Origin of the sequence: Nocardia sp. NPDC004860 (genome assembly GCF_040609015.1) — a bacterium.
Lineage (GTDB): Bacteria > Actinomycetota > Actinomycetes > Mycobacteriales > Mycobacteriaceae > Nocardia.
The window spans coordinates 215,083-235,091 of the sequence record NZ_JBEXJI010000012.1 but is presented as its reverse complement, the minus strand read 5'-3'; the positions used below and the strand labels follow the sequence as shown (position 1 = coordinate 235,091).

The 20,009-nt window shown below is 67.8% G+C and carries 21 protein-coding genes; 10 read left to right on the top strand and 11 right to left on the bottom strand.

Features of this window, described 5'->3' with window-relative positions; genetic code table 11:
- From ABZV44_RS23145 to ABZV44_RS23125, 5 genes are all read left to right on the top strand, one after another.
- A partial coding sequence (locus ABZV44_RS23145; RefSeq protein WP_354839702.1) for a phosphoenolpyruvate carboxykinase domain-containing protein occupies nt 1-980 on the top strand: 980 nt, incomplete at its 5' end.
- Nucleotides 981-982: 2 nt separating this feature from the next.
- Nucleotides 983-2,638: a SulP family inorganic anion transporter gene (locus tag ABZV44_RS23140; RefSeq protein ID WP_354839699.1), complete on the top strand. Its 1,656-nt coding sequence runs from the start codon at nt 983-985 to the stop codon at nt 2,636-2,638.
- On the top strand, nt 2,635-3,015 hold the full coding sequence (locus ABZV44_RS23135) for a DUF5313 family protein (protein ID WP_354839696.1): 381 nt from the start codon (nt 2,635-2,637) through the stop codon (nt 3,013-3,015). The genes ABZV44_RS23140 and ABZV44_RS23135 overlap by 4 nt, the downstream gene beginning before the upstream one ends.
- A gap of 169 nt (nt 3,016-3,184) precedes the next feature.
- A complete protein-coding gene (locus tag ABZV44_RS23130) occupies nt 3,185-3,991 on the top strand; it encodes a hypothetical protein (RefSeq protein WP_354839693.1) in 807 nt (268 codons plus the stop codon).
- 138 nt (nt 3,992-4,129) lie between these two features.
- On the top strand, nt 4,130-4,360 hold the full coding sequence (locus ABZV44_RS23125; protein ID WP_354839691.1) for a hypothetical protein: 231 nt from the start codon (nt 4,130-4,132) through the stop codon (nt 4,358-4,360).
- 183 nt (nt 4,361-4,543) lie between these two features.
- Here ABZV44_RS23125 and ABZV44_RS23120 read toward each other — a convergent pair whose 3' ends face one another.
- From ABZV44_RS23120 to ABZV44_RS23095, 6 genes are all read right to left on the bottom strand, one after another.
- Nucleotides 4,544-5,689, bottom strand: a complete 1,146-nt coding sequence (locus ABZV44_RS23120) for an acyl-CoA dehydrogenase family protein (RefSeq protein ID WP_354839688.1) — start codon at nt 5,687-5,689, stop codon at nt 4,544-4,546.
- Nucleotides 5,690-5,868: 179 nt separating this feature from the next.
- On the bottom strand, nt 5,869-6,747 hold the full coding sequence (locus ABZV44_RS23115) for a lysophospholipid acyltransferase family protein (RefSeq protein WP_354839685.1): 879 nt from the start codon (nt 6,745-6,747) through the stop codon (nt 5,869-5,871).
- A gap of 72 nt (nt 6,748-6,819) precedes the next feature.
- The gene (locus tag ABZV44_RS23110) at nt 6,820-8,442 is read right to left on the bottom strand and encodes an AMP-binding protein (RefSeq protein ID WP_354839749.1); all 1,623 of its coding nucleotides are present in this window, start codon (nt 8,440-8,442) and stop codon (nt 6,820-6,822) included.
- A 130-nt stretch (nt 8,443-8,572) separates the two neighbouring features.
- The gene (locus tag ABZV44_RS23105; protein WP_354839682.1) at nt 8,573-9,124 is read right to left on the bottom strand and encodes a nuclear transport factor 2 family protein; all 552 of its coding nucleotides are present in this window, start codon (nt 9,122-9,124) and stop codon (nt 8,573-8,575) included.
- Between the two features lie 97 nt (nt 9,125-9,221).
- A complete protein-coding gene (locus tag ABZV44_RS23100) occupies nt 9,222-10,625 on the bottom strand; it encodes a helix-turn-helix domain-containing protein (RefSeq protein WP_354839679.1) in 1,404 nt (467 codons plus the stop codon).
- A gap of 178 nt (nt 10,626-10,803) precedes the next feature.
- Nucleotides 10,804-11,430 carry a TetR family transcriptional regulator gene (locus ABZV44_RS23095; protein WP_354839677.1) on the bottom strand — a complete coding sequence of 209 codons (627 nt, stop codon included), beginning with the start codon at nt 11,428-11,430 and terminating at the stop codon, nt 10,804-10,806.
- Nucleotides 11,431-11,525: 95 nt separating this feature from the next.
- Here ABZV44_RS23095 and ABZV44_RS23090 point away from each other — a divergent pair, with 95 nt between their 5' ends.
- Together ABZV44_RS23090 and ABZV44_RS23085 are read left to right on the top strand one after the other, a co-directional pair.
- Nucleotides 11,526-12,320 (top strand): thioesterase family protein, encoded by a 795-nt coding sequence (locus tag ABZV44_RS23090; protein WP_354839674.1) that lies wholly within the window; start codon nt 11,526-11,528, stop codon nt 12,318-12,320.
- 26 nt (nt 12,321-12,346) lie between these two features.
- Nucleotides 12,347-13,204 (top strand): aldo/keto reductase, encoded by an 858-nt coding sequence (locus tag ABZV44_RS23085; protein WP_354839671.1) that lies wholly within the window; start codon nt 12,347-12,349, stop codon nt 13,202-13,204.
- A 9-nt stretch (nt 13,205-13,213) separates the two neighbouring features.
- Here ABZV44_RS23085 and ABZV44_RS23080 read toward each other — a convergent pair whose 3' ends face one another.
- Nucleotides 13,214-13,990, bottom strand: coding sequence for a helix-turn-helix transcriptional regulator (locus ABZV44_RS23080; protein WP_354839668.1), 777 nt, complete (start codon nt 13,988-13,990; stop codon nt 13,214-13,216).
- 54 nt (nt 13,991-14,044) lie between these two features.
- Here ABZV44_RS23080 and ABZV44_RS23075 point away from each other — a divergent pair, with 54 nt between their 5' ends.
- Nucleotides 14,045-15,052, top strand: coding sequence for a zinc-binding dehydrogenase (locus ABZV44_RS23075; RefSeq protein WP_354839665.1), 1,008 nt, complete (start codon nt 14,045-14,047; stop codon nt 15,050-15,052).
- Between the two features lie 18 nt (nt 15,053-15,070).
- Here the strand turns inward: ABZV44_RS23075 and ABZV44_RS23070 are convergent, their stop codons facing one another.
- Nucleotides 15,071-15,457 carry a VOC family protein gene (locus ABZV44_RS23070; protein WP_354839662.1) on the bottom strand — a complete coding sequence of 129 codons (387 nt, stop codon included), beginning with the start codon at nt 15,455-15,457 and terminating at the stop codon, nt 15,071-15,073.
- Between the two features lie 89 nt (nt 15,458-15,546).
- Between ABZV44_RS23070 and ABZV44_RS23065 the strand changes: the two genes are divergently transcribed.
- Nucleotides 15,547-16,212, top strand: a complete 666-nt coding sequence (locus ABZV44_RS23065) for an NAD-dependent epimerase/dehydratase family protein (RefSeq protein ID WP_354839659.1) — start codon at nt 15,547-15,549, stop codon at nt 16,210-16,212.
- A gap of 171 nt (nt 16,213-16,383) precedes the next feature.
- Entirely contained in the window at nt 16,384-16,953 is a 570-nt protein-coding gene (locus tag ABZV44_RS23060) for a phosphatase PAP2 family protein (RefSeq protein ID WP_354839656.1), read from the top strand.
- A gap of 20 nt (nt 16,954-16,973) precedes the next feature.
- Here the strand turns inward: ABZV44_RS23060 and ABZV44_RS23055 are convergent, their stop codons facing one another.
- From ABZV44_RS23055 to hflX, 3 genes are all read right to left on the bottom strand, one after another.
- On the bottom strand, nt 16,974-17,162 hold the full coding sequence (locus tag ABZV44_RS23055; RefSeq protein ID WP_354839653.1) for a DUF397 domain-containing protein: 189 nt from the start codon (nt 17,160-17,162) through the stop codon (nt 16,974-16,976).
- The gene (locus tag ABZV44_RS23050; RefSeq protein WP_354839650.1) at nt 17,159-18,058 is read right to left on the bottom strand and encodes a DUF5753 domain-containing protein; all 900 of its coding nucleotides are present in this window, start codon (nt 18,056-18,058) and stop codon (nt 17,159-17,161) included. The genes ABZV44_RS23055 and ABZV44_RS23050 overlap by 4 nt, the downstream gene beginning before the upstream one ends.
- A gap of 401 nt (nt 18,059-18,459) precedes the next feature.
- The gene (gene hflX, locus ABZV44_RS23045; protein WP_354839647.1) at nt 18,460-19,968 is read right to left on the bottom strand and encodes a GTPase HflX; all 1,509 of its coding nucleotides are present in this window, start codon (nt 19,966-19,968) and stop codon (nt 18,460-18,462) included.
- Between the last annotated feature and the right edge of the window lie 41 nt (nt 19,969-20,009).

Sequence of the window (20,009 nt, the reverse complement as noted above, 5' to 3'; positions counted from 1 at the left end):
TCGGCGACGACATCGCCTGGATGCGGTTCGGGGCCGACGGGCGGCTCTACGCGGTGAACCCGGAGGCCGGATTCTTCGGCGTCGCACCGGGAACCGGCGCCAAGACCAACCCGAACGCCATCGCGACCATCGATCGCGGCAACTCCCTGTTCACCAATACCGCCCGCACCGACGACGGTGACGTGTGGTGGGAGGGCCTGACCGACCAGGCCCCCGCCCACCTGATCGACTGGCACGGCAAGGACTGGACTCCCGGCTCGGGAACCCCTGCCGCGCACCCGAATTCGCGCTACTGCACCCCGATCGAGCAGTGCCCGTCGGTGGCCCCGGAGTGGAACGACCCGGCGGGCGTGCCGATCTCGGCGATCTTCTTCGGCGGCCGGCGCGCCACCACCATCCCGCTGATCGCCGAGTCCTTCGACTGGGCGCACGGGGTGTTCACCGCCTCGGTGCTGTCGTCGGAGACCACGGCCGCCGCGGCCGGTCAGGTCGGCGTGGTGCGCCGCGACCCCATGGCCATGCTGCCGTTCCTGGGCTACCACGTGGGCGACTACTTCGCGCACTGGCTGGCGATGGGGGAGCGCGCGGGCGCGCAGCTGCCGAAGATCTTCCAGGTCAACTGGTTCCGGCGCAGCGCCGACGGGAAATTCCTGTGGCCCGGCTTCGGCGACAACGTGCGCGTGCTGAAGTGGGCCCTGGAGCGCCTGGACGGTGCGGCCGAGGCCGTCGAAACCCCGATCGGGTATGTGCCGGCCCCGGACGCGCTGGATCTGAACGGTCTGACCGACGCGCAGCGTGACCTCACCGCCGCCGCGCTCGCGGTGAACGTCGACGAGTGGGTGAACGAAATCGGTTCGATTGACGAGTGGTACGCCACCATCGGCGGCAACCGACTGCCTGAACAGCTACGCGAACAACTCGCCGCGCTGAAAACCCGCCTCGCCGAGGAACGTTCGACGGACGCCGCCGGGGCGCGCTGATCGTGAGGGCTCTGCTGCCGACCTGGTCGGATTGGAGACCGGCGGTCCGCTCCCCCGGTGCCGACCTGTTGTCCGGATTGATCGTCGCGCTGGTGGCATTGCCGCTGGCGCTGGGCTTCGGCATCAGCTCCGGCCTCGGCGCGGCGGCCGGTATCGCGACGGCGATCGTTGCGGGCGTGTTGGCCGCGGTGTTCGGTGGCTCCCGCTTCCAGGTGTCCGGGCCGACCGGGGCCATGACGGTGGTTCTGGTACCGATCTTCCACCAGCACGGCGCGAGTGGGGTGCTGGCCGTGGGGCTGCTGGCCGGCATCGTGCTGGTGGTGCTCGCGGTCGCCGGGGTCGGGCGCGCGGTGCGCTACATGCCCGCCCCGGTGATCGAGGGCTTCACCGCCGGAATCGCGGTCGTCATCGCCCTGCAGCAGTTCCCCTCCGCCCTCGGCATCGCCCACGCGCACGGCGAGAAGGTGTGGCAGTCCGCGTTCGACGCGGTACGCCACTATGCCGCACAGCCGCACCACGTGACGCTCGCGACCGCGCTGATCGTGGCGGCGATCGTACTGATCGGCGGCCGGTACCTGCCCAAACTACCGTTCGCGCTGATCGCGGTGGTGATCGCCACCGTCGCCGCCAAAATGTTCGATCTCGATCTCACCCCCATCGGATCGGTCCCGGCCGGATTGCAGGCTCCCACACTCGGATTCGTGCATCTGGACCAACTGGGCACGCTGATCGCGCCCGCGCTGGCGGTGGCCGCCCTCGCGGCGCTGGAGTCGTTGCTCTCGGCGACCGCCGCCGACGGCATGGCCGTCGGCACCCGCCATGACCCGAACCGCGAACTGTTCGGACAAGGGCTGGCAAATATCGCCGCACCCCTGTTCGGCGGCGTCCCGGCCACCGGCGCCATCGCCCGCACCGCGGTCAACGTGCGCTCCGGCGCACGCACCCGGCTCGCGGCGCTCACCCACGCGGTCGTGCTGGCCGCGATCATCTACCTCGCCGCTCCACTGGTCGCCGATATCCCCTTGGCCGCGCTCGCGGGCGTCCTGCTCGCGACCACCGTGCGCATGGTGGAGACCGCGTCGCTGGCGGCCATCGCCCGCGCCTCGAAAGGCGATGCCGCCATCATGGCGGTAACCTTCCTGGTCACGGTCGCGCTGGACCTGGTGACCGCGGTCGCCGTCGGCGTCGGCATCGCGGTGCTGCTGGCACTGCGCTCGGTCGCGAAAGAGGCCCGGCTGCAACGGCTTCCGCTGGACATCCCGGCCGACGACACCGATCATCTGGCCGCGGAACACGACCTGCTCCACGACCACATCGTGGCCTATCGCATCGACGGTCCACTGTTCTTCGCAGCCGCCCACCGGTTCCTGCTCGAACTCGCCGAGGTATCCGACGTGCACGTGGTCATCCTGCGCATGTCCCACGTCACCGCCCTCGACACCACCGGCGCACTGGTACTCAAGGACGCCATCGGAAAACTCGAGCACCACGGCATCGCGGTCCTCATGTCCGGCCTGCGCGACGACCACCGCCGCTGCCTCGGCGCGATCGGCGCCCTGCCGGTCGGCGGTGACAGCAGCATCTTCGCGCACACGCCGGACGCCATCGCCCGTGCTCGCTGCTACCTGCCCGACCCCGTGAAAGCACCCTGCCCATGACCGAACGTACGACACCGACACTCGCACAGCGCATCCGGTACATCAGCGGCGGCACCCTACCGCCGTCCATGTCCGACTGGGTGATCAACGACCTCACCGGCCCTGGCGCGGCCCGCCGCTACCTGCTGCGCATCCTGATCCCGATCATTCCTCCCTTGTGCCTGTTCCTGCTCATCCCCGGACCACTCTGGATGGGCCTGGCCATGATGGCACTGCTCTACCTGCCACTGATCTACTTCACCGCCGCCCTCATGTACGTCTACCGCCGCGCCCGCCTCGCCAAACACGGCCTCGATCCGGCACTGGCCGATCAACGTGAACGCCAGCGTGCCGCTTCCGACCGCGAGGCCTACGAGCGACGTCACGGCCGGGCCTGAGCCCTGTCGTGAGCCGATCACGTCGGTATTGCCACTGATTGCGAATTTTCCAAGATCAAACATTACGTCCGCTCGAGCCCGTGAGAGTGAGGCACTGCGAGTGACCAGCCATATCGATTCCGGCCAAGGGAACACCGCGGCCAATCGTGGGAGACCCGACTCGAGAAACATGGGTGCCGCGGTGGTCGCGGTCTGGGGCAGCCGCGCCAATCGAACCAACAACTCATGTTGGACGGCCATGGAGGACTACGCCGCGCTGCTCACCGATCGCACGGTGCTGCGCGGCTCGGCCGTCCCGTGCACGACGGGCCGGCCGCATTCGGTCGCCGCGCGGATCGCGAAACTCCCTCGACACATCACAGCGGTCTTCCTGATCGGACTCGACGCGCAGAAATCCGCTGCCGTGCAGTCGATCACCACTGCCGCCCGTGGGCGCTTGGTGATCTCCGAAACCGACGCGCTCACCGCGACAGCGGCCGCCGCGGCCGTAACAGCGCTGCGCGCGAAGCGAATCCCGCCGCGGCACGGCAGGCTGGCGGTGATCGGCGCGGACCGGACACCGCACCTGGCAGCGGCACTGCTCGAATGCGGGGCGGCCGACGTCACCGCGTTGCGCGGCAACGACTTCCATGGGCCCGCAATCCGGAAGCTGATGGTCGACCATGACATCACAGTCGACCTGACCGGACAAGACTCGATATGGGCGGTACCCGCCCGCACGGTCCAGGTTCCCACCGACCCCTTCCGCTTCGCCGCACTGGCTCTACCCGGGCTCCTCGGCGCACTGTCCGGACACGGCACAAACCACGTCACTGTCGACGCGCTGGCCGCCGCCGCACGGGCACTCACACTCATCACCCCCGTCGACCGCGCCCTGCCCGATATTCGCGATCACCGGCTGGTCCCTACGGTCGCGCGGCATGTGAGCAGAATTCTCGGCACACCCACCGACGGCAGCCCCCATACGCACCCGTAAGGCATCGAGCCGCCGTACCCACTCGTCAGCAGGGAGGATTTCGTGATCACCCCCAACCGATTCCGGTCATGCCACCCCCGGTCCGGTGTTCCGAAAGCCACGTCCACCCCACTCGGCAAATCGGACAGAGACAGGCGCATGAAGGTGATCTCCGACCTCGAGCGGAATATCAACGCACTCGAAATCCCCGAACTGGGGTACTCGACGATCTCTGATCATGCCGCGGTGCACATGCTGAACTCGACCAGCTTGGCCGTCGTCATCCTGTGCGGACACAATGCCCACATCATCGAGCGCACCATCCGCGCCCAGGACTACGGAGCCATCGACATCCACATCCACCAGGACATCATCACTGTCACCATCTGACCGACCTCCGGCCGTTGCACTGTGACCGACCAGGACGTCACGCGGGCCGCTATCGAGTCCGTTTTCACCCGAGCCGAAGGGGATACCCCAGAGGAGTACCCCTTGGAAACGAACGAGTTTCAGAGCTGGGACGGGACGCAGACGGGACAGCGGCCATCCCGCGATCCAAGAAATCGCCTCTGATCAGGCGAGTTTCAGGCTGCGGCCGATGATCTCCTTCATGATCTCGGTGGTGCCGCCGTAGATGGTCTGGACGCGGGCGTCCATGTACGCCTTGGCAATCGGGTACTCGCGCATGTACCCGTAGCCGCCGTGCAGCTGCAGGCACTTGGTGATGAGGTCGACCTGCTCCTCGCTGGACCACCACTTGGCCATGGCGGCCTCCTCGACGGTCAGCTTCCGGTCGTTGAGCAGCTCGATGCAGCGGTCCACGAACACGCGCACGGCGGTGGTCTTGGTGGCCAGCTCGGCGAGCACGAAGCGGGTGTTCTGCTGGGCGCCGATCGGCTTGCCGAACGCCTTGCGGTCGCGCACGTACTGGCAGGTCAGGTCCAGGCAGGCCTCCATGGCGGCGGCGGCCATGACGGCGATGGACAGGCGCTCCTGCGGCAGGTTCTGCATCAGGTGGACGAAGCCCTGACCCTCGGTGCCCAGCAGGTTCTTGCCGGGGACACGAACGTCGGTGAAGGACAGCTCGGCGGTGTCCTGCGCCTTGAGACCGATCTTGTCCAGATTGCGGCCGCGCTCGAAGCCGGGCATGCCGCGCTCGACCACGAGCAGCGAGAAACCCATCGCGCCCTTCGACGGGTCGGTCTGGGCGACCACGATCACGATGTCGGCATTGATGCCGTTGGTGATGAAGGTCTTGGCGCCGTTGAGAATCCAGTCGTCGCCGTCCTTGACCGCGCGGGTCTTGATGCCCTGCAGGTCCGAGCCGGTGCCGGGCTCGGTCATGGCGATGGCGGTGATGATCTCACCGGAGCAGAAGCCCGGCAGCCAGCGCCGCTTCTGCTCCTCGTTGGCCAGCTCCAGCAGGTAGGGCGCGATCACATCGTTGTGCAGACCGAAACCCAGGCCGGAGTAGAAGCCCTTGGTGACCTCCTCGGTCACGATGGCGTTGTAGCGGAAGTCCAGCACGCCCCCGCCGCCGTACTCCTCCGGCACGGCCATGCCGAGGAACCCCTGCTTGCCGGCCTCCAGCCAGACCGAGCGATCGACGATGCCGTCGTGCTCCCACTGCTCATGCTGGGAAGCCACATGCTGATCGAGAAACTTACGGAACGACTCCCGGAACAGCTCGTGTTCGGGTTCGAAAAGAGTGCGCTCCACGCCAACCTCCTACAGTGACCACATCGGCACCATCGCCTGTGCTCATTACCGTACTCGAAAGTCGAACGGAGGTTAACTTCACGGGAGAAGAAAGTGGTCCGAACTGCGACAGTCGCCATTGACGTCGCGGAACGGAGCTGCTGAACCCCGGTAAACCTACCGGGAAATCAGGGTGGTGCTCAGAGGCCGAAGCGGCCCAGGGTGCGGCCCAGCAGGCTGCGACCGCGGTCGCGGTCGCGCTCGGCCAGCAGGAAGTCCAGTTCACCTTCCAGGGCCTTCTTCACCACGGTCTGCAACTCGGTGGCGGCGGCCTCGTGATCCTCGGCGTCACGCCACGGGCTGGTGTCGATCGGGGTGCCGAGGGCGTAGTAGAAGCGCTCGGGCTTGGGCACCAGTGTCGGACCGAGGCCGCGGATCAGCGGCGGCGTCAGATTCGAGCGCAGGCCCAGGCCCTCGACGGCCTTGCGCAGCGGCAGCATGACCGGGTGATCGCCGTCGAAGACGATGTCGTAGATGTCGTCACCGCCGACCATGGCGATCGGGACGATGGGCGCGCCGGTCGCGATGGCCATCTTGGCGAAGCCGGTGCGGCCCTCCCACAGCAGCTGATACTTCTGCCCCTTGCCGCGCATGGCCTCGCGGCCGCCGCCCGGGAACACCGCCACGGCCTCGCCCTGCTCCAGCAGCGTGGTGCAGTTGTGGCGGTTGCCGCGCACGATTCCCCAGCGGTGCAACACATCTCGCAACCCCGGCACATCGATGAGCACATTCTCGGCGAGCCCCCGCACCAGCCGATCGTGCTGCACCAGAATCTCGTGCGCGAGCAGCGGGGCGTCGGTGCCGCCCGCCAGGCTGTGATTGCCGACGAGCAGCACCGGGCCCTGCTCCGGGAAGTTCTCCATCCCGTAGAAGCGCGGGCTGAACCAGGCCCGCGAGGGGGCGACGAGCAGATCGATGATGCGGCGATCGGCATCGGTGAGATCGACGTGCAGTGGCGCGCCGTCGGTCAGCCCCCTGGGCGATTCGGTGTCGGACCATTGATCGTCATGACGAGACAAGACAAACCCTCCCTGCAAGAACCTTCGATAACGGCATCGTAACGAAAGTCCGCGCAGGTCACCGAATCAGGGTTAGAACAGGTTCGAGCGCCCGAATGAGACAAACTCGGCTTCGAGTTCCAATTTGCCGGAATCGGTGAAGAGGTCATACTCCGGTTCGCCGCGACCCGCCCAGCGATAGATCGGCTCGGCGGTGTGCCAACGCTGTTCCTGGAGTTCGCGTTTGAGCACCTTGTTGGAACCGGTGACGGGCAGATTTCCCGACACCCGCAGCAGCCGGGGCGCACCCTTGCTGCCGAGATCGTCCTGGGCGCTGAGGAATTCGGCGAACTCGGCGGCATTGAACGAGGCCGGGTCGGCCACCTCGATGGCGGCCATCACCTGGTCGCCCGAGCGGGCGTCGGGGACGCCGTAGACCGCGGCGGCAATGACCGCCGGATGCCGTCGGATCACCTGTTCGATCAGCAGCGTCGAGGTGTTCTCGCCGTCGACGCGAAGCCAGTCGCCTTTGCGTCCGGCGAAATAGAGGAATCCGTCCGCGTCGATATATCCGAGATCGCCGGTCCAATACCAGCCGTTCCGCAAACGTTCGGCATCCGCGACATCATTTTTGTAATAGCCCTCGAAGACGAGCGCACCCGCTTTGTCGATCATCTCGCCGACCGATTCGTCCGAATTCAATACACGACCGTATTCATCCAATTCCGCTCGCGCGCAATCGGCGAGGGTCTCCGGATTCACCACCGCCACCCCCGGATGGGCCGGACGGCCCAGCGCCGCGGCCGGCGCCGCGGGGTCGATGGCGGCCAGGGCCGGGCCCTCGCTGGAGCCGTAGCCCTCGAAGAGCTCGGCCCCGAAGCGGCGGCGGAACTCGGCCTGGTCGGCCACCGACGCCTCGGTGCCGAAACCACGGTCCAGGGTGTTGTCGGCGTCCTGCGGACTCGCCGGGGTGGCCAGCAGGTAGCCGAGCGCCTTGCCCACGTAGGTGAAGAACGTCGCGCCGAAATACCGCACGTCCGAGAGGAATCCGGACGCCGAGAACTTCGGGGTGAGGCAGACGGTAGCGCCGTTGGCCAGGGCGGGAGCCCACAGCGCCATGATGGCATTGCCGTGGAAGAGCGGCATGCAGCAGTAGTCGACATCCTCGCGCACGTGACCGAACTTGTCGGTGGCCGCGTACGCGATCACCGCCAGGCGGCGCTGCGTGCACTTGACCGCCTTGGAGGTGCCGGTGGTGCCGGAGGTGAACAGCAACAGCAGCAAGGCTTCCGGGCCCGCGTGGGCGGCGGGCTCGACCCGGTGCGCGTCGATCCGCTCGGCGTAGGCCGGATCGTCGACCAGCAGGAACCGCTCGGGTTCCAGGCCGAGATCCAGCCCGCGCAGGCGGGCCATCCCGGCCGCGTCGGTCACGATCAGCTGGCAGTCGACGTAGCGAATGTCGGCCTCCAGCTGGCCGTTTCCGCGCGTCGGGTTGATGCCCACCAGGGTCGCGCCCGCCAACGCGGCGGCACCCAGCCAGAAGACGAAGTCGGGCACATTGTCCAGCAGCACCCCGATGTGGAAGGGCCCGTCGCGCCGCAGTTCCCGGGCCAGTTCGGCGCGCGCCGCCGACTCCCGCACCACCGCGTCCCAGGTCCAATCCCGGTCGCGGGTCCGCACTCCGAGCCGCTCGTCGCCGAGGCGGTCGAGCAGCATGGTCGCGATGTCCGCGCGACGCCGGGTTTGCTCCGGCGACGCCGCCGGGGTCTCCGCCGACACGGCCGAGGATGCCACTGATAGGTCCGTCATGTCCGATTCGCCTTCCATATGCCGAGTCTCGCCGCTGTCAGGCGGCCGGGTGCACGAGTTCGACGTATTCCCTGGGCAGCTCGTCGAAGGACAGCTTGCGGATCTCCACCGGGCCCGAGTGGTAGGAGTTCTCGCCGACGATCAGGCCGTTCGCGTCGACCGGCCACAGCAGCAGCTGGCGGAAGGTGATCAGGTAGTCGGCGGCGGGATCGTCGACGGGGATGCCGATCTGGGCGGCGTAGGCGCCCGGGTAGATCTGCTTGAGGAAGCCCTCGGTGACCACACAGTCGTCGTCCACCAGCAGGCGGTCCAGCTCGAACTCCAGGATGTTGGACTTGCTCTCGACGAAGGCCGAGTAGTAGGCGTGCACGGTGTCCCACCCCTTCGGGCCGACATCCTGGCCCGCGTTCCAGAAGTGGTAGTCCGGTTCCGCGACCAGGGTGCGCATCAGACCGTCCAGGTCGGGGGCGGCCTCGGCCTTCATGTGCTCGATGACGATGCCGAGCACCTGGCGGTGGCGCTCGTTGGTGGTGACGGCCAGCCGCTGCTCGAGCAGCTCCCAGGTCTTGGCCGGATCGACAATCGCCATGGTGTGAATCTCCTTCTCCCGCACCGGTTGTGCCCACCGATCGTCACCGACCGGCGTGACCCGGATCACCCGCCGCCCGTCGCGGGTATCACCGCCTTCACCCGACACCTGTCGGTTCGGGCGGCATGCGGCCCGCCAACTGCGCGGACGAGAGCGTCATGCGCCGGACCGTCAGCACCAGGGTGGCGGTGAACCGGTCCAGCGCCTCGTCCACATCCCAGCCCATCACCGCCTCGACCTGCGCTATCCGCGCGGCCACCGTGCTGTGATGCAGGTGCAGTTCGGTCGCGGTGCGCCGCAGGGTGCCGAAGACGCAGAACGCCTCGAGGGTGTCGACGGCCAGCGCGCCCGCCTCGGTGGCGGCGAACTCGTTGATCCGCATGACATCCGCCGTCCCCAGCAGCCGCTGCACCGGCAGATCCGCGAGCAGCTCCAGCGCCCCCAGCCGCTCGAACGCGATCACCCGCCGCCCGTGCCAGGTCGACGACGCGAATCGCATCGCGCGGCGCGCCTGCTCCCACGAGGTGGCCGCCGCGAACGCCGGCAACCGCTCCCCCACCCCGATCCACGGCCCGCCGGTGCCCGCCTGCGATGCCGGGAACGACTGCGCGACAGCAGCATTCAAGACATCCGACAATCCCCGGTCGACCATCGACGGACGCCCCGGCCCGGTCGTGATCGGCACCGCCGAACTCCCGGCCGCGGGCACGGACCGGTCCGAAGCGGCAGCCGGGCGGCGCGTGGTCTCCCCGGCACCGCCGGGCGGCGCGAAATCCTGGACCAGCACCGCGGTCGTCGCCCCGATCACGGCCTGCCGCAGGATCGGCACGTGCTCGCCGATGATCCGCACCGCGTCCGCCGCGCCCGGCCCGGCCACCGCCAGCACCCGCGTCGCCCGCGCCGGATCCAGCCCGAGCAACCGCATGGCCCGCACGCGATCCTCACGCCGTTCCTTCTCCGAGAGCACCACTTCCAGCAATGCCGGATCATCCATCCGCAGCGGATTGGCCGCCTGCCGCACCGACACCACGCGCAGGCAGTGCCGTAGCCGATCCAGCACCACGCCGTCCAGCGGATGCGCCGCGGCCGACGGTTGCCCGTGCGGACCCGATGGCACGGCGATCATGCTGTCCCGCTGTCGATTTCGTGGTCCGGCCGACGTCGCACCATTGCGCCGCGGCCGGTCGGATTCCCGCGCGGCGGCCGCGTCCGGCACCACCCGCCGCTCCAGCCAGACGGCGGGATCGGTCCCGACCGCGTCGGCGGGCGTGCCCGCGGCGGGCAGCAGGCGGCCCGCGGCGTCGTAGCGGATCACGGTCCCGGACGGCCAGCTCGCCCCGACCGGGCACTCGGCCAGCAGTGCGGCGGCTCGCACGACCGTGTCGGCATTGGCGGCGGACTCGTCGAAATCGTCGAAGTGCGCGATGACCCGCAATACCGCCGTCGAATCAGCACCGAGCTCGGACAGCCGCAGCGGGTTCGGGGTCGGCGCAGGCTCCATCCCGCTGCTCCCTCCACTCTGATGGGATATCCCCTCAGACTCGCAACCGCTCGGCCGAATTCGAAGAGAATCGGGCAAAACGTCCAACTGAGTGGGACTCGGGCTCCCCCGCATGGAACCCTTGTCGAACCCTCCCGCGCACCGGCACCGTCGGCCGGGCACAGCGACCGCCGGTGGCTCAGGCCCGGACGAACAGTCTGAGCGATTCGCCGACCACCGCATCGCGGGTGCGGTGGTCCGGATCGGCCTCGGGGCGCAGCCAGATGGAGGCGTGGTTGAGGATGCCGTGCAGGCAGTGCAGGGCCACCGAGGGGTCGGGGCAGTCGAAGGCGCCGGAATCGATTCCGCGGTCGATGACCTCGCGGAAGAGGCGGTCGTGGCGGCGGCGCATGGTCTTGATGGCCTCGGAGTGCTCGCTCGGCCAGGGGGCGGGGAACGAGAAGAGCTTGCCGACCTCGGGATACAGCACGGTCAGCACATGCAGCTGGGCCGCGATGAGGACCCGCAGCTGCTCGGCGGGCGGCGCGTCGGCGGCGGTGTCCAGGGCCGCGCGGAGGCTGGTCAGGACATCGGCGGTGAGCTTCTCCAGGGCCGCGGACACCAGCGCGTCCTTGCTCGGAAAGTAGTGGTAGAGCGTGGCTTTGGCGATGTCGGTGCGCTCGGCGACATCCTCGAACCGCATGCCCTGATAGCCGCTGCTGGACAGGATCTGCAGCGCGGTCGCGATCATCTCCGCCTTGCGGCGGTCACGCCGGCGTGCCGCGCGCCCGGCGGGGGCGGCGTCCTCGTCCACGGTCGAAGTCATCGCTCGATCATAGGCGGCGCTCGGGTCGGTTGTTCCGACCACAAAGATGGTTTCTCGACTAGCCAGATCAAAACTCGACCCGTAGGTTGAGAAATGTGACGGAGACGAGCGCACCCGAGTCCAGCTACTTCCGGCGAGTCGGCGAACACCGATTCGTCCCCACCCGCCATGCGGGCGGCGCATGGGCCGACGACGAACAGCACTTCAGCCCGGTCGGCGGCCTGATCGTGCACGAGATCCTGCGCGCTCGCGCCGATCGCCCGGGTCTGGTGCTGAGCCGCATCAGCTTCGACATCCTCGGCCGGATCGGGTTCGAGGAGTTCGAGATCCGCGTCGAGACCGTCCGGCCCGGCCGCACCATCGAGCTGGTGCAGGCCACGGTCACCATCGGCGGTCGCAGCGTGGTGAGCGCCCGGGCCTGGTTCCTGGGCGTCCAGGACACCGACAGCGTCGCGGGCGGCGAACCGGAGCGGCTGCCCGCACCCGATGAGCTGGACTCCTGGGAGCTCGGTTCGCTCTGGTCGGGCGGCTACATCGCCTCCATCGACACCCGGCCGGTCGGTATCCCGCAACCCGGCCGCACCACGGCCTGGATCACCACCTCCCTCGACCTGGTCGCGGGCGAGCAGTCCGAGGCTCTCGCCTCCTACATCGCACTGGTCGACACCGCCAACGGCATCGCGGTCCGGCAGGAGCCCACCAAGTGGATGTTCCCGAACGTGGACCTGACCATCCACCTCTACCGGCAGCCGGAGGGCGAGTGGACCGGCCTCGATACGACGGTCACCTTCGGCCACACCGGGCAAGGGCTGACCAGCACCGTTCTCCACGACGTCCGCGGCGCGGTCGGCTACGCCCAGCAGATCCTGACCGTGCGCCCGCAACCCTGACCGATCGGGCCCTATAGTCGATGGGCATGACCTTCCACAGCGACGGCAGCACAGTGCCGTCGATCGTCCTGAACGACGGAAACGCGATTCCGGCACTCGGTTTCGGAGTGTTCCAGGTCGCCGACGCGGAGGCGTTCGACGCCGTCACCGCGGCTCTCCGAACCGGTTACCGCAGCATCGATACCGCCGCGATCTACGGCAACGAGGTCGAGGTGGGCCGCGCCATTCGCGAGTACGGGCTGCCGCGCGAGCAGGTCTACCTCACCACCAAATTGTGGAACTCCGAACAGGGCTACGACTCCGCCCTGCGCGCCTTCGATGCCAGCATGGCGCGGCTCGGAATGGACTATCTGGACCTGTATCTCATTCACTGGCCGGTGGCGCAGGCCGGTCGGTTCGTCGATACGTTCCGGGCCTTCCAGACCCTGAAATCCGAGGGCCGGATCCGGTCGATCGGCGTCTCGAACTTCAACCGCGATCACCTCGAGCGCGTCATCGACGAGACCGGCGAAACTCCGGCGGTGAACCAGATCGAACTGCACCCGCACCTGGCGCAGACCGAGCTGCGAGCCTTCCATGCCGAGCACCGCATCGCGACCGAGGCCTGGAGTCCGCTCGGTCGGGGCGCGGATCTGAAGGATCCGGCCATCGTCGAGATCGCGCAGGAAACCGGCCGGACCCCGGCGCAGGTGATCATCCGCTGGCATCTGCAGCTCGGCACCGTGGTGATCCCGAAATCGGTGACCCCGTCCCGCATCCGGGAGAACTTCGATGTCTTCTCCTTCGAGCTGACGCCCGGCCAGCTGGCCCGCATCGACGGGGTCGACCGGGGCAATCGGATCGGCCCCGACCCGGCCACCCTCACCGCCGGCCTGGACGTCTGAGCCCGCCGGCTATCGAGCGGCCTTCTGCTGGTGGGCGATTCGATAGCGGCCGGGGGTGGTGCCGACGAGGGCCGTGAAAGCGGTGATGAAGCCGCTGGGATTCGACCACCCGCACGCGAGCGCGACCCGCGTCGTGTCATGGCCGCCGGCGAGCAGGACGAGGGCGTGATAGACCCGCACCTGGGTGCGCCACTCGTAGAAGGTCATGCCGAGTTCGTCGCGGAACAGCCGGCTCAGGGTGCGGGAGCCGGCTCCGACCGCCCGGCCGAGATCCGCCAATGAGCTGTTGTCCCCGGGCTTTTCGTACAGCATCCGCGCAAGGGCCTGCAACCGATCATCGCGGGGTTCCGGCAGTTGCAGTGGCTGCTCGCGCGCTTCGCGCAGTTCGTCGACGAGGACACGGTGCAGGCGGTCACGCGCGGCGCGGTCGTACTCGCGGGCGCCGGTGAGCGCGAGCACGACTTCGCGGGCCAGGTCGGAGGCCAGGAACACGGCGGGATGATCCGGTATCAGCCCGGCGAGCCCGGGCGGCAGGAAGACGATCCGCATGTCGGTGTGACCGTGCGCGCGGTGGTAGTGCGTGAATCCCGCTGGCGTCCAGGCGATTCGATTGGCCGGGACGATCGAAGTGCCGCGTTCGGTGTGCACCGACAGCACGCCGCGCGCCGCGTACACCAGGTGCCCACGCGAATGGGAATCGGCCGAACTCGCCGCGCCCGGCGACCAGAGGTGGGCTCCGCCGGACGGCCACAGCCGCGACTCGAGAGGTTGGCGGCTATCGGGCATAGCTTGGCATTCTATCGGTAGCCCGCCAGCCTGCCGGTCGTCGACAGTGGATGCATGAAAACGATGACCCGAGTGAATACGACTATGCGAGCGGCGATCTGCGGCCGGGCCGGTGACCCCGAGGTTCTGGAAATCCGCGAGCTGCCGATCCCCGAGGTCCGGGAGGGCTGGAGCCTGGTGCAGGTGAAGGGCGCGGGCCTGAACCGGTCGGAACTGCGGACCCGCCAGGGACACTCCCCCAGCGTGCGCTTCCCGCGGGTACTCGGCATCGAATGCGTCGGAATCATCGCCGCCTCCACCGATCCCGCGCTCCCGGAGGGCACGACCGTCGCCGCGGTCATGGGCGAGATGGGCCGCGATTTCGACGGCGGCTACGCCGAGTACGCCCTCCTGCCGAACTCCCTCCTGATGCCGATCACCACCACCCTGCCGTGGGAGATCCTGGCCGCCCTCCCCGAGTCCTACCTGACCGCCCAGGGTTCGCTCGACACGCTGGGAATCGGGCCGGATACCAAGGGCCGGTTGCTGATTCGCGGTGGCACCTCCTCGGTGGGCATGGCCGCCGCGTCGATCGCCGTCGGCCACGGCATCGAGACCGCGACAACCACGCGGCAGCCCGGCAGGATCGACGCCCTGCGTGCGACCGGCGTCGACCATGTCCTCGTCGACGACGGTGAATCACTGGCCGCGAGCATGCACGCGATCTGGCCCGACGGCCCGGACTACGTCCTGGACCTGGTCGGCGCCCGCACCGCGGTGGACTCGCTCCACCTGGTCCGGCGCGGCGGCACGGTTTGTGTGTCGGGCTCGCTCAGCGGCTGGCTCATCTCCGATTTCGAACCGATCGCGATGATCCCCTCCGGCACCAGACTCACGGCCTTCCACAGCAAGAACCGCGAGGGCGGCGCGGGAACGCCTGTGCTGCAACGAATCATCCACGATATCGAATCAGGCGCTTACCGCCCCACCATCGACCGTATCTTCCGGCTCGACGAGATCGCCGCCGCCCATCGATACATGGAAGACAACCAGGCCACCGGCAAAGTCGTGATGCTGCCCTGAGCCACCGCGCACCGATGTTCAGGCAGGCTGCCAGAGCTCGATCCGGTTCCCCTCCGGATCGGTCACCCAGCCGAATCGCCCGACCCCCGCCATATCCTGCGTTTCCTCGGCCACCTCCGCCCCCTTCTCCCGCAATTGCGCGAGCATCGCATCCAGATCACGAACCCGGAAATTCAGCATCGTCCGCTGCCCGCGATCCCCGAAATACTCTGTCCCCGACTCGAAGGTCGCGAACACGGTCACCCCGGCCTCCTGCCTCCACACCCCATTCTCATCGGCGTCCAGCCCGAGGCAATCCCGATACCAAGCACCCAGACCCGCCGGGTCGGCAGCCCGCAAAAAGTATCCGCCAATCCCAACCACCCGTTCCATGCCGCCATCCTGCCAGGCCAGACCACCGGTCACCCCCTGCAACGCGCCCTACACGTCCCCGCCTCATCAACCGGTGGTGGCGGTCCACACGATTGAGTCGCCGCTGGGGCAAGATGCCTGGCATGAAGGTGATCCTCTTCGGCGCGACCGGCATGATCGGGCACGGGGTTCTCAACGAGTGCCTGCGGGACGATCGAGTCGAGCAGGTCCTCGCCGTCGGGCGCAGCTCGGTCGGTATCGAGAACCCCAAGCTGCGCGAGCTGGTCCAGCCCGACCCGACCGATCTCTCCGCGATCGCCGGCGAGCTGCCGGAGTTCGACGCCTGCTTCTTCTGCCTCGGTGTTTCCTCCGTCGGCATGAAAGAGGAGGACTATCGCCGGATCGCCTACGACCTGACCCTGAAGGTCGGTCACATGCTGGCGGCCGCGAATCCGAAGCTGACGTTCGTCTACGTCTCCGGCCAGGGCACCGACAGCAGCGAGAAGGGCCGCTCGATGTGGGCGCGAGTGAAGGGAAAAACCGAGAACGACCTCCTCGCACTTCCCTTCCAGGCGTACATGTTCCGCCCCGGATTCGTCCAGCCCATGGACGGCGTGGTCTCCAAGACCCCGCTGTACCGCGCTGCGTACGCACTCACAGGACCGCTGATCCCGCTGCTGAAGCGGCTGGCCCCGAACGCATTCAACGACACTCGCGAAATCGGTCGCGCCATGATCACCACCGCAGCCTCCGGAGCGGACAGCCACATCCTCACGCCCCGGCAGATCTCCGTGCGAGCCGCGCAGTAGCGAGAGCGTCCACCCGGCCGGTTATCGCGCGGAACCCAAACTCAGACGGTCGACCGGTCGTCAGCGGAAGCCGCCGTAGGGCACCGTGATGATCTCCAGTCCGTGGCTGTCGGCGGGTGTTCGTCGTGCTGATCTCGGACGTCAGTGGTTGCAGGGCAGAGGAGGACGTGCGTGGTGGGTCTGGATCTGGAAATCCAGCAGTGGCTTTCTCAGCACCGGACACCGGTGTTGACGACGGTGGCACAGTGGGTCATGGATGCCGGGATGAGCGGCGCGGTCGTGGTTGCGGTGGGCGCGGCAGGGCTGGCGGTTGTGCTCATGAAGCGCTGGTGGTGGCAAGGGATTACGGTTGGTGTATCGGTGGTGGCGGCGCAGGCGGCGGCCAGGGCGCTGAAGCAGATGATCCAGCGGGGGCGTCCGTCGGGGGATCTGACTGTTGTTCAGGTTGGTGCGTTTTCGATGCCGTCGACCGTGGCTGCGATGACGGCGGCTGTCGCGGTCGCCTCGTATCTGGTGCTGCCCTGGCCGGCGGAACGGCGGCGCTGGGTCGCGGGACTGCTTGCCGCGCCGCTGGTATCGATCGGCGTCGCAATGGTTTATCTGGGGGCGCACTGGGCGACCGATGTGGTGGCCGGATGGGGTGTGGGGGCCGGAGTCGCCGGAGTCGTCGTGAGCCTGGTACGAGTCGCCGCCTCGAATGTCCGCGTAGACGGCGGGCAGGACGCTTCTACCAGGACCTGAGCCCGTCCGGCCTGCGGATATCAGCGATCCCACACCCGGCTGTCGATGAAGGACCGCCAAGCCTCCTCCGGGAACCAGAGTTCCGGGCCTACCGCCTTCGAGTCGCGGACGCCCACCTTTCCATCGCCGAGAAAGACCTCGACGCACTGCTTGGCGGCATCCGACCTACTCGACTTGTACCACGTGCCGGTCGGCGGGAGCTTCGTCACAGCGCGTACTCCTTCGCGAGTCCGAGCACCAGCTCTCTGGTGTCCGTCTCCGTCAACGCTACCGCCCGCATGGACGCCACCGCGCGCCGATATCGGTCGATCTCCGTGGCACGTTCGTGGTAGAGACTGCCGATCGCGCCCTCGACGAAAACGACTGTGGGCAAGGCTGTTCCGCTCGAACCGTGCGGGAATTCGAGCAGGGTGAAGGGCTGGATCGTGAGGCCGCGGTGAGGACCGGCCGACCAGGGGATGACGCGAACACTGATGTTCTCCCGTTCGCCGATCTCGGCGAGCCAGCGCAGCTGTGCCGCCATTGCCGCCGGAGTGGCCGGGCAGTGACGCAGAACGGCCTCGGAGATCAGTGCGTCGAGACGAAAGCCGGGCTCGCTCAGGCGAACTTGCCGGCGCGCGGTGAGTTCCAGCAGGCGTTCGACATTCACTGCCGACAGATCCGGTTCGTCGATCCGGATGATCGCGCGCCGGTAGTCGGGAGTTTGCAGCAGTCCGGGCACGATCACCGGCTGATGGACGAGGACTCGATTCGCCGCGCCCTCCAGGCGGAGAAATCGTGGAAAAGCCGGGGCGACCTGATCGGTGTAGGCCTTCCAGAAGCCCTTCGAATTCCCTTGCGCTTTGGCCATTTTGTCCTGTTCGGCGAGCTCGGACCACAGCCGGAGCGCCTCGTCACGAATCTCTGCCGATGCCCCGTAGTTGGCGAGCAGGAGTTTGATCAGCGGCCCGGTGAGCTTGGTGGGACTCCCCTCCTCCATTCGCATGATGACCTGGCGGGACACCTCGAGGCCCGCCGCGGCGGCGAGCAGCGTCTGATGTGCGTCTTCACGTACTCCGCGCATGAAGTTCCCGAAATCCATGCGAGAGACCGTCAATTCAGTCATTTCTCAGCCTCGCTATCAGGGAAATGTCCGCCGCGGACACCGCCGAGACGGACTTTCATCGTATTTCGTGAAATGTCCGCGAGGGACTCACTCCGGCAACGCGTTTGGATGTCTACTTATCACAGAGCGTCAGCAAATCAGATTCGACCGCAGGTTCATTCGCAATCCGAAGAAACAGTGGGAGTCGTAATGCCTTGGGATGCTTGGGTTTTGTCGCTGATGACCGTTTTGGGCGGAATATTGCTCGCCGCTTGCCTCGTCGAAGACATCAGGAGTTCCGCCGCTCGCCGCGCACGGGCGGGGCGGCACCGTGCGGAGCGGCGACAGGCGAGGAACTGAGCCCGGCGATGACGCCGGACACGCCGCAGCCGGAGGTGGTCAGATACCTCCGGCCGGGCGCGTCAGGAGGGTTGCGAGCCGTTGGGTGAGCCGCCCGCGTGGGCGAACTCGGTCAACTGGCCGGCGAGAGCATCCGGGACGCGGGCGTGGACCCGGGTGCCGGACTCCTCATGTTCGGAGCTGAGGATCTTGCCATCGGCGTGGATACGGGCGAGCAGGTCGCCGCGGGTGTACGGCAGCAGGACGCTGACCTCGACATCCAGGCCGCCGAGGATCTGGCCCAGGAGGTCACGGAGCTGGTCGAGACCCTCGCCGGTGCGGGCCGAGACGAAGGCCGCGTCCGGCAGCCAGCCGCGCAGCTGGGTCAGCTCCAGCGGATCGAGCGCGTCGATCTTGTTGACCACCAGGAACTCCGGCGGCGCGGGCAGCTTGGACTCGCGCAGCACGTCGGTGATGACCTCGCGGACCGCCTTGATCTGCTGATCGGGCAGCGGGTCGGAGCCGTCGACCACGTGCAGCAGCAGGTCGGCGCCCGTCACCTCCTCCAGGGTGGACCGGAACGCCTCGACCAGCTGGGTGGGCAGGTGGCGGACGAAACCGACGGTGTCGGTGAACACCACTTCACGGCCGTCCTCCAAGGCGGCGCGGCGGGTGGTCGGATCCAGGGTGGCGAACAGCGCGTCCTGCACCAGGATTCCGGCATCGGTCAGCGCGTTCATCAGCGACGACTTGCCCGCGTTGGTGTAGCCGACAATGGCCACCTGCGGGATACCGCTCTCCGAACGCTTGGCGCGCTTGGTGTCGCGGGCGGTCTTCATCTCGCGAATCTCGCGGCGCAGCTTGGCCATTCGCTCACGAATGCGGCGACGGTCGGTCTCGATCTTGGTCTCACCGGGACCACGCAGACCCACACCGCCATTGCTGCCGGCGCGACCACCGGCCTGCCGGGACATGGACTCACCCCAGCCGCGCAGCCGCGGCAGCATGTACTCCATCTGCGCGAGCGAGACCTGCGCCTTGCCTTCGCGCGAGGTGGCGTGCTGGGCGAAGATGTCCAGGATCAGCGCGGTGCGGTCGATGACCTTCACCTTCACGACCTTCTCCAGCGCGGTCAGCTGCGCGGGGGTCAGTTCACCGTCGCAGATGACGGTGTCGGCGCCGGACTCGAGAACGATGGCGCGCAGCTCCTCGGCCTTGCCGGAGCCGATGTAGGTGGACTTGTCGGGGCGGTCACGACGCTGGATCATCGCGTCGAGCACCTCCGAACCCGCGGTCTCGGCCAGCGCGGCCAGCTCGGCCATGCTCGCCTCGGCCTGCGTGGCCGTACCCTCGGTCCAGACGCCGACCAGCACCACGCGCTCCAGGCGCAGCTGCCGGTACTCGACCTCGGTGACGTCGGTGAGTTCGGTGGACAGACCCGCGACACGCCGCAGGGCGCTGCGGTCCTCGAGCTGCAGTTCACCTACCGTCGGCGCGGCCGACCAGCCGTTGCGGCCGGTCTCGGGGGCGTCGTTGATCTCCTCGTCGAGGTCTTCGGCGGGAGTGAACTCATACGTTTCTGGCTTACTCATACACCTCCATGTTCCCACGTCCCAACGAACGACCGCATTCG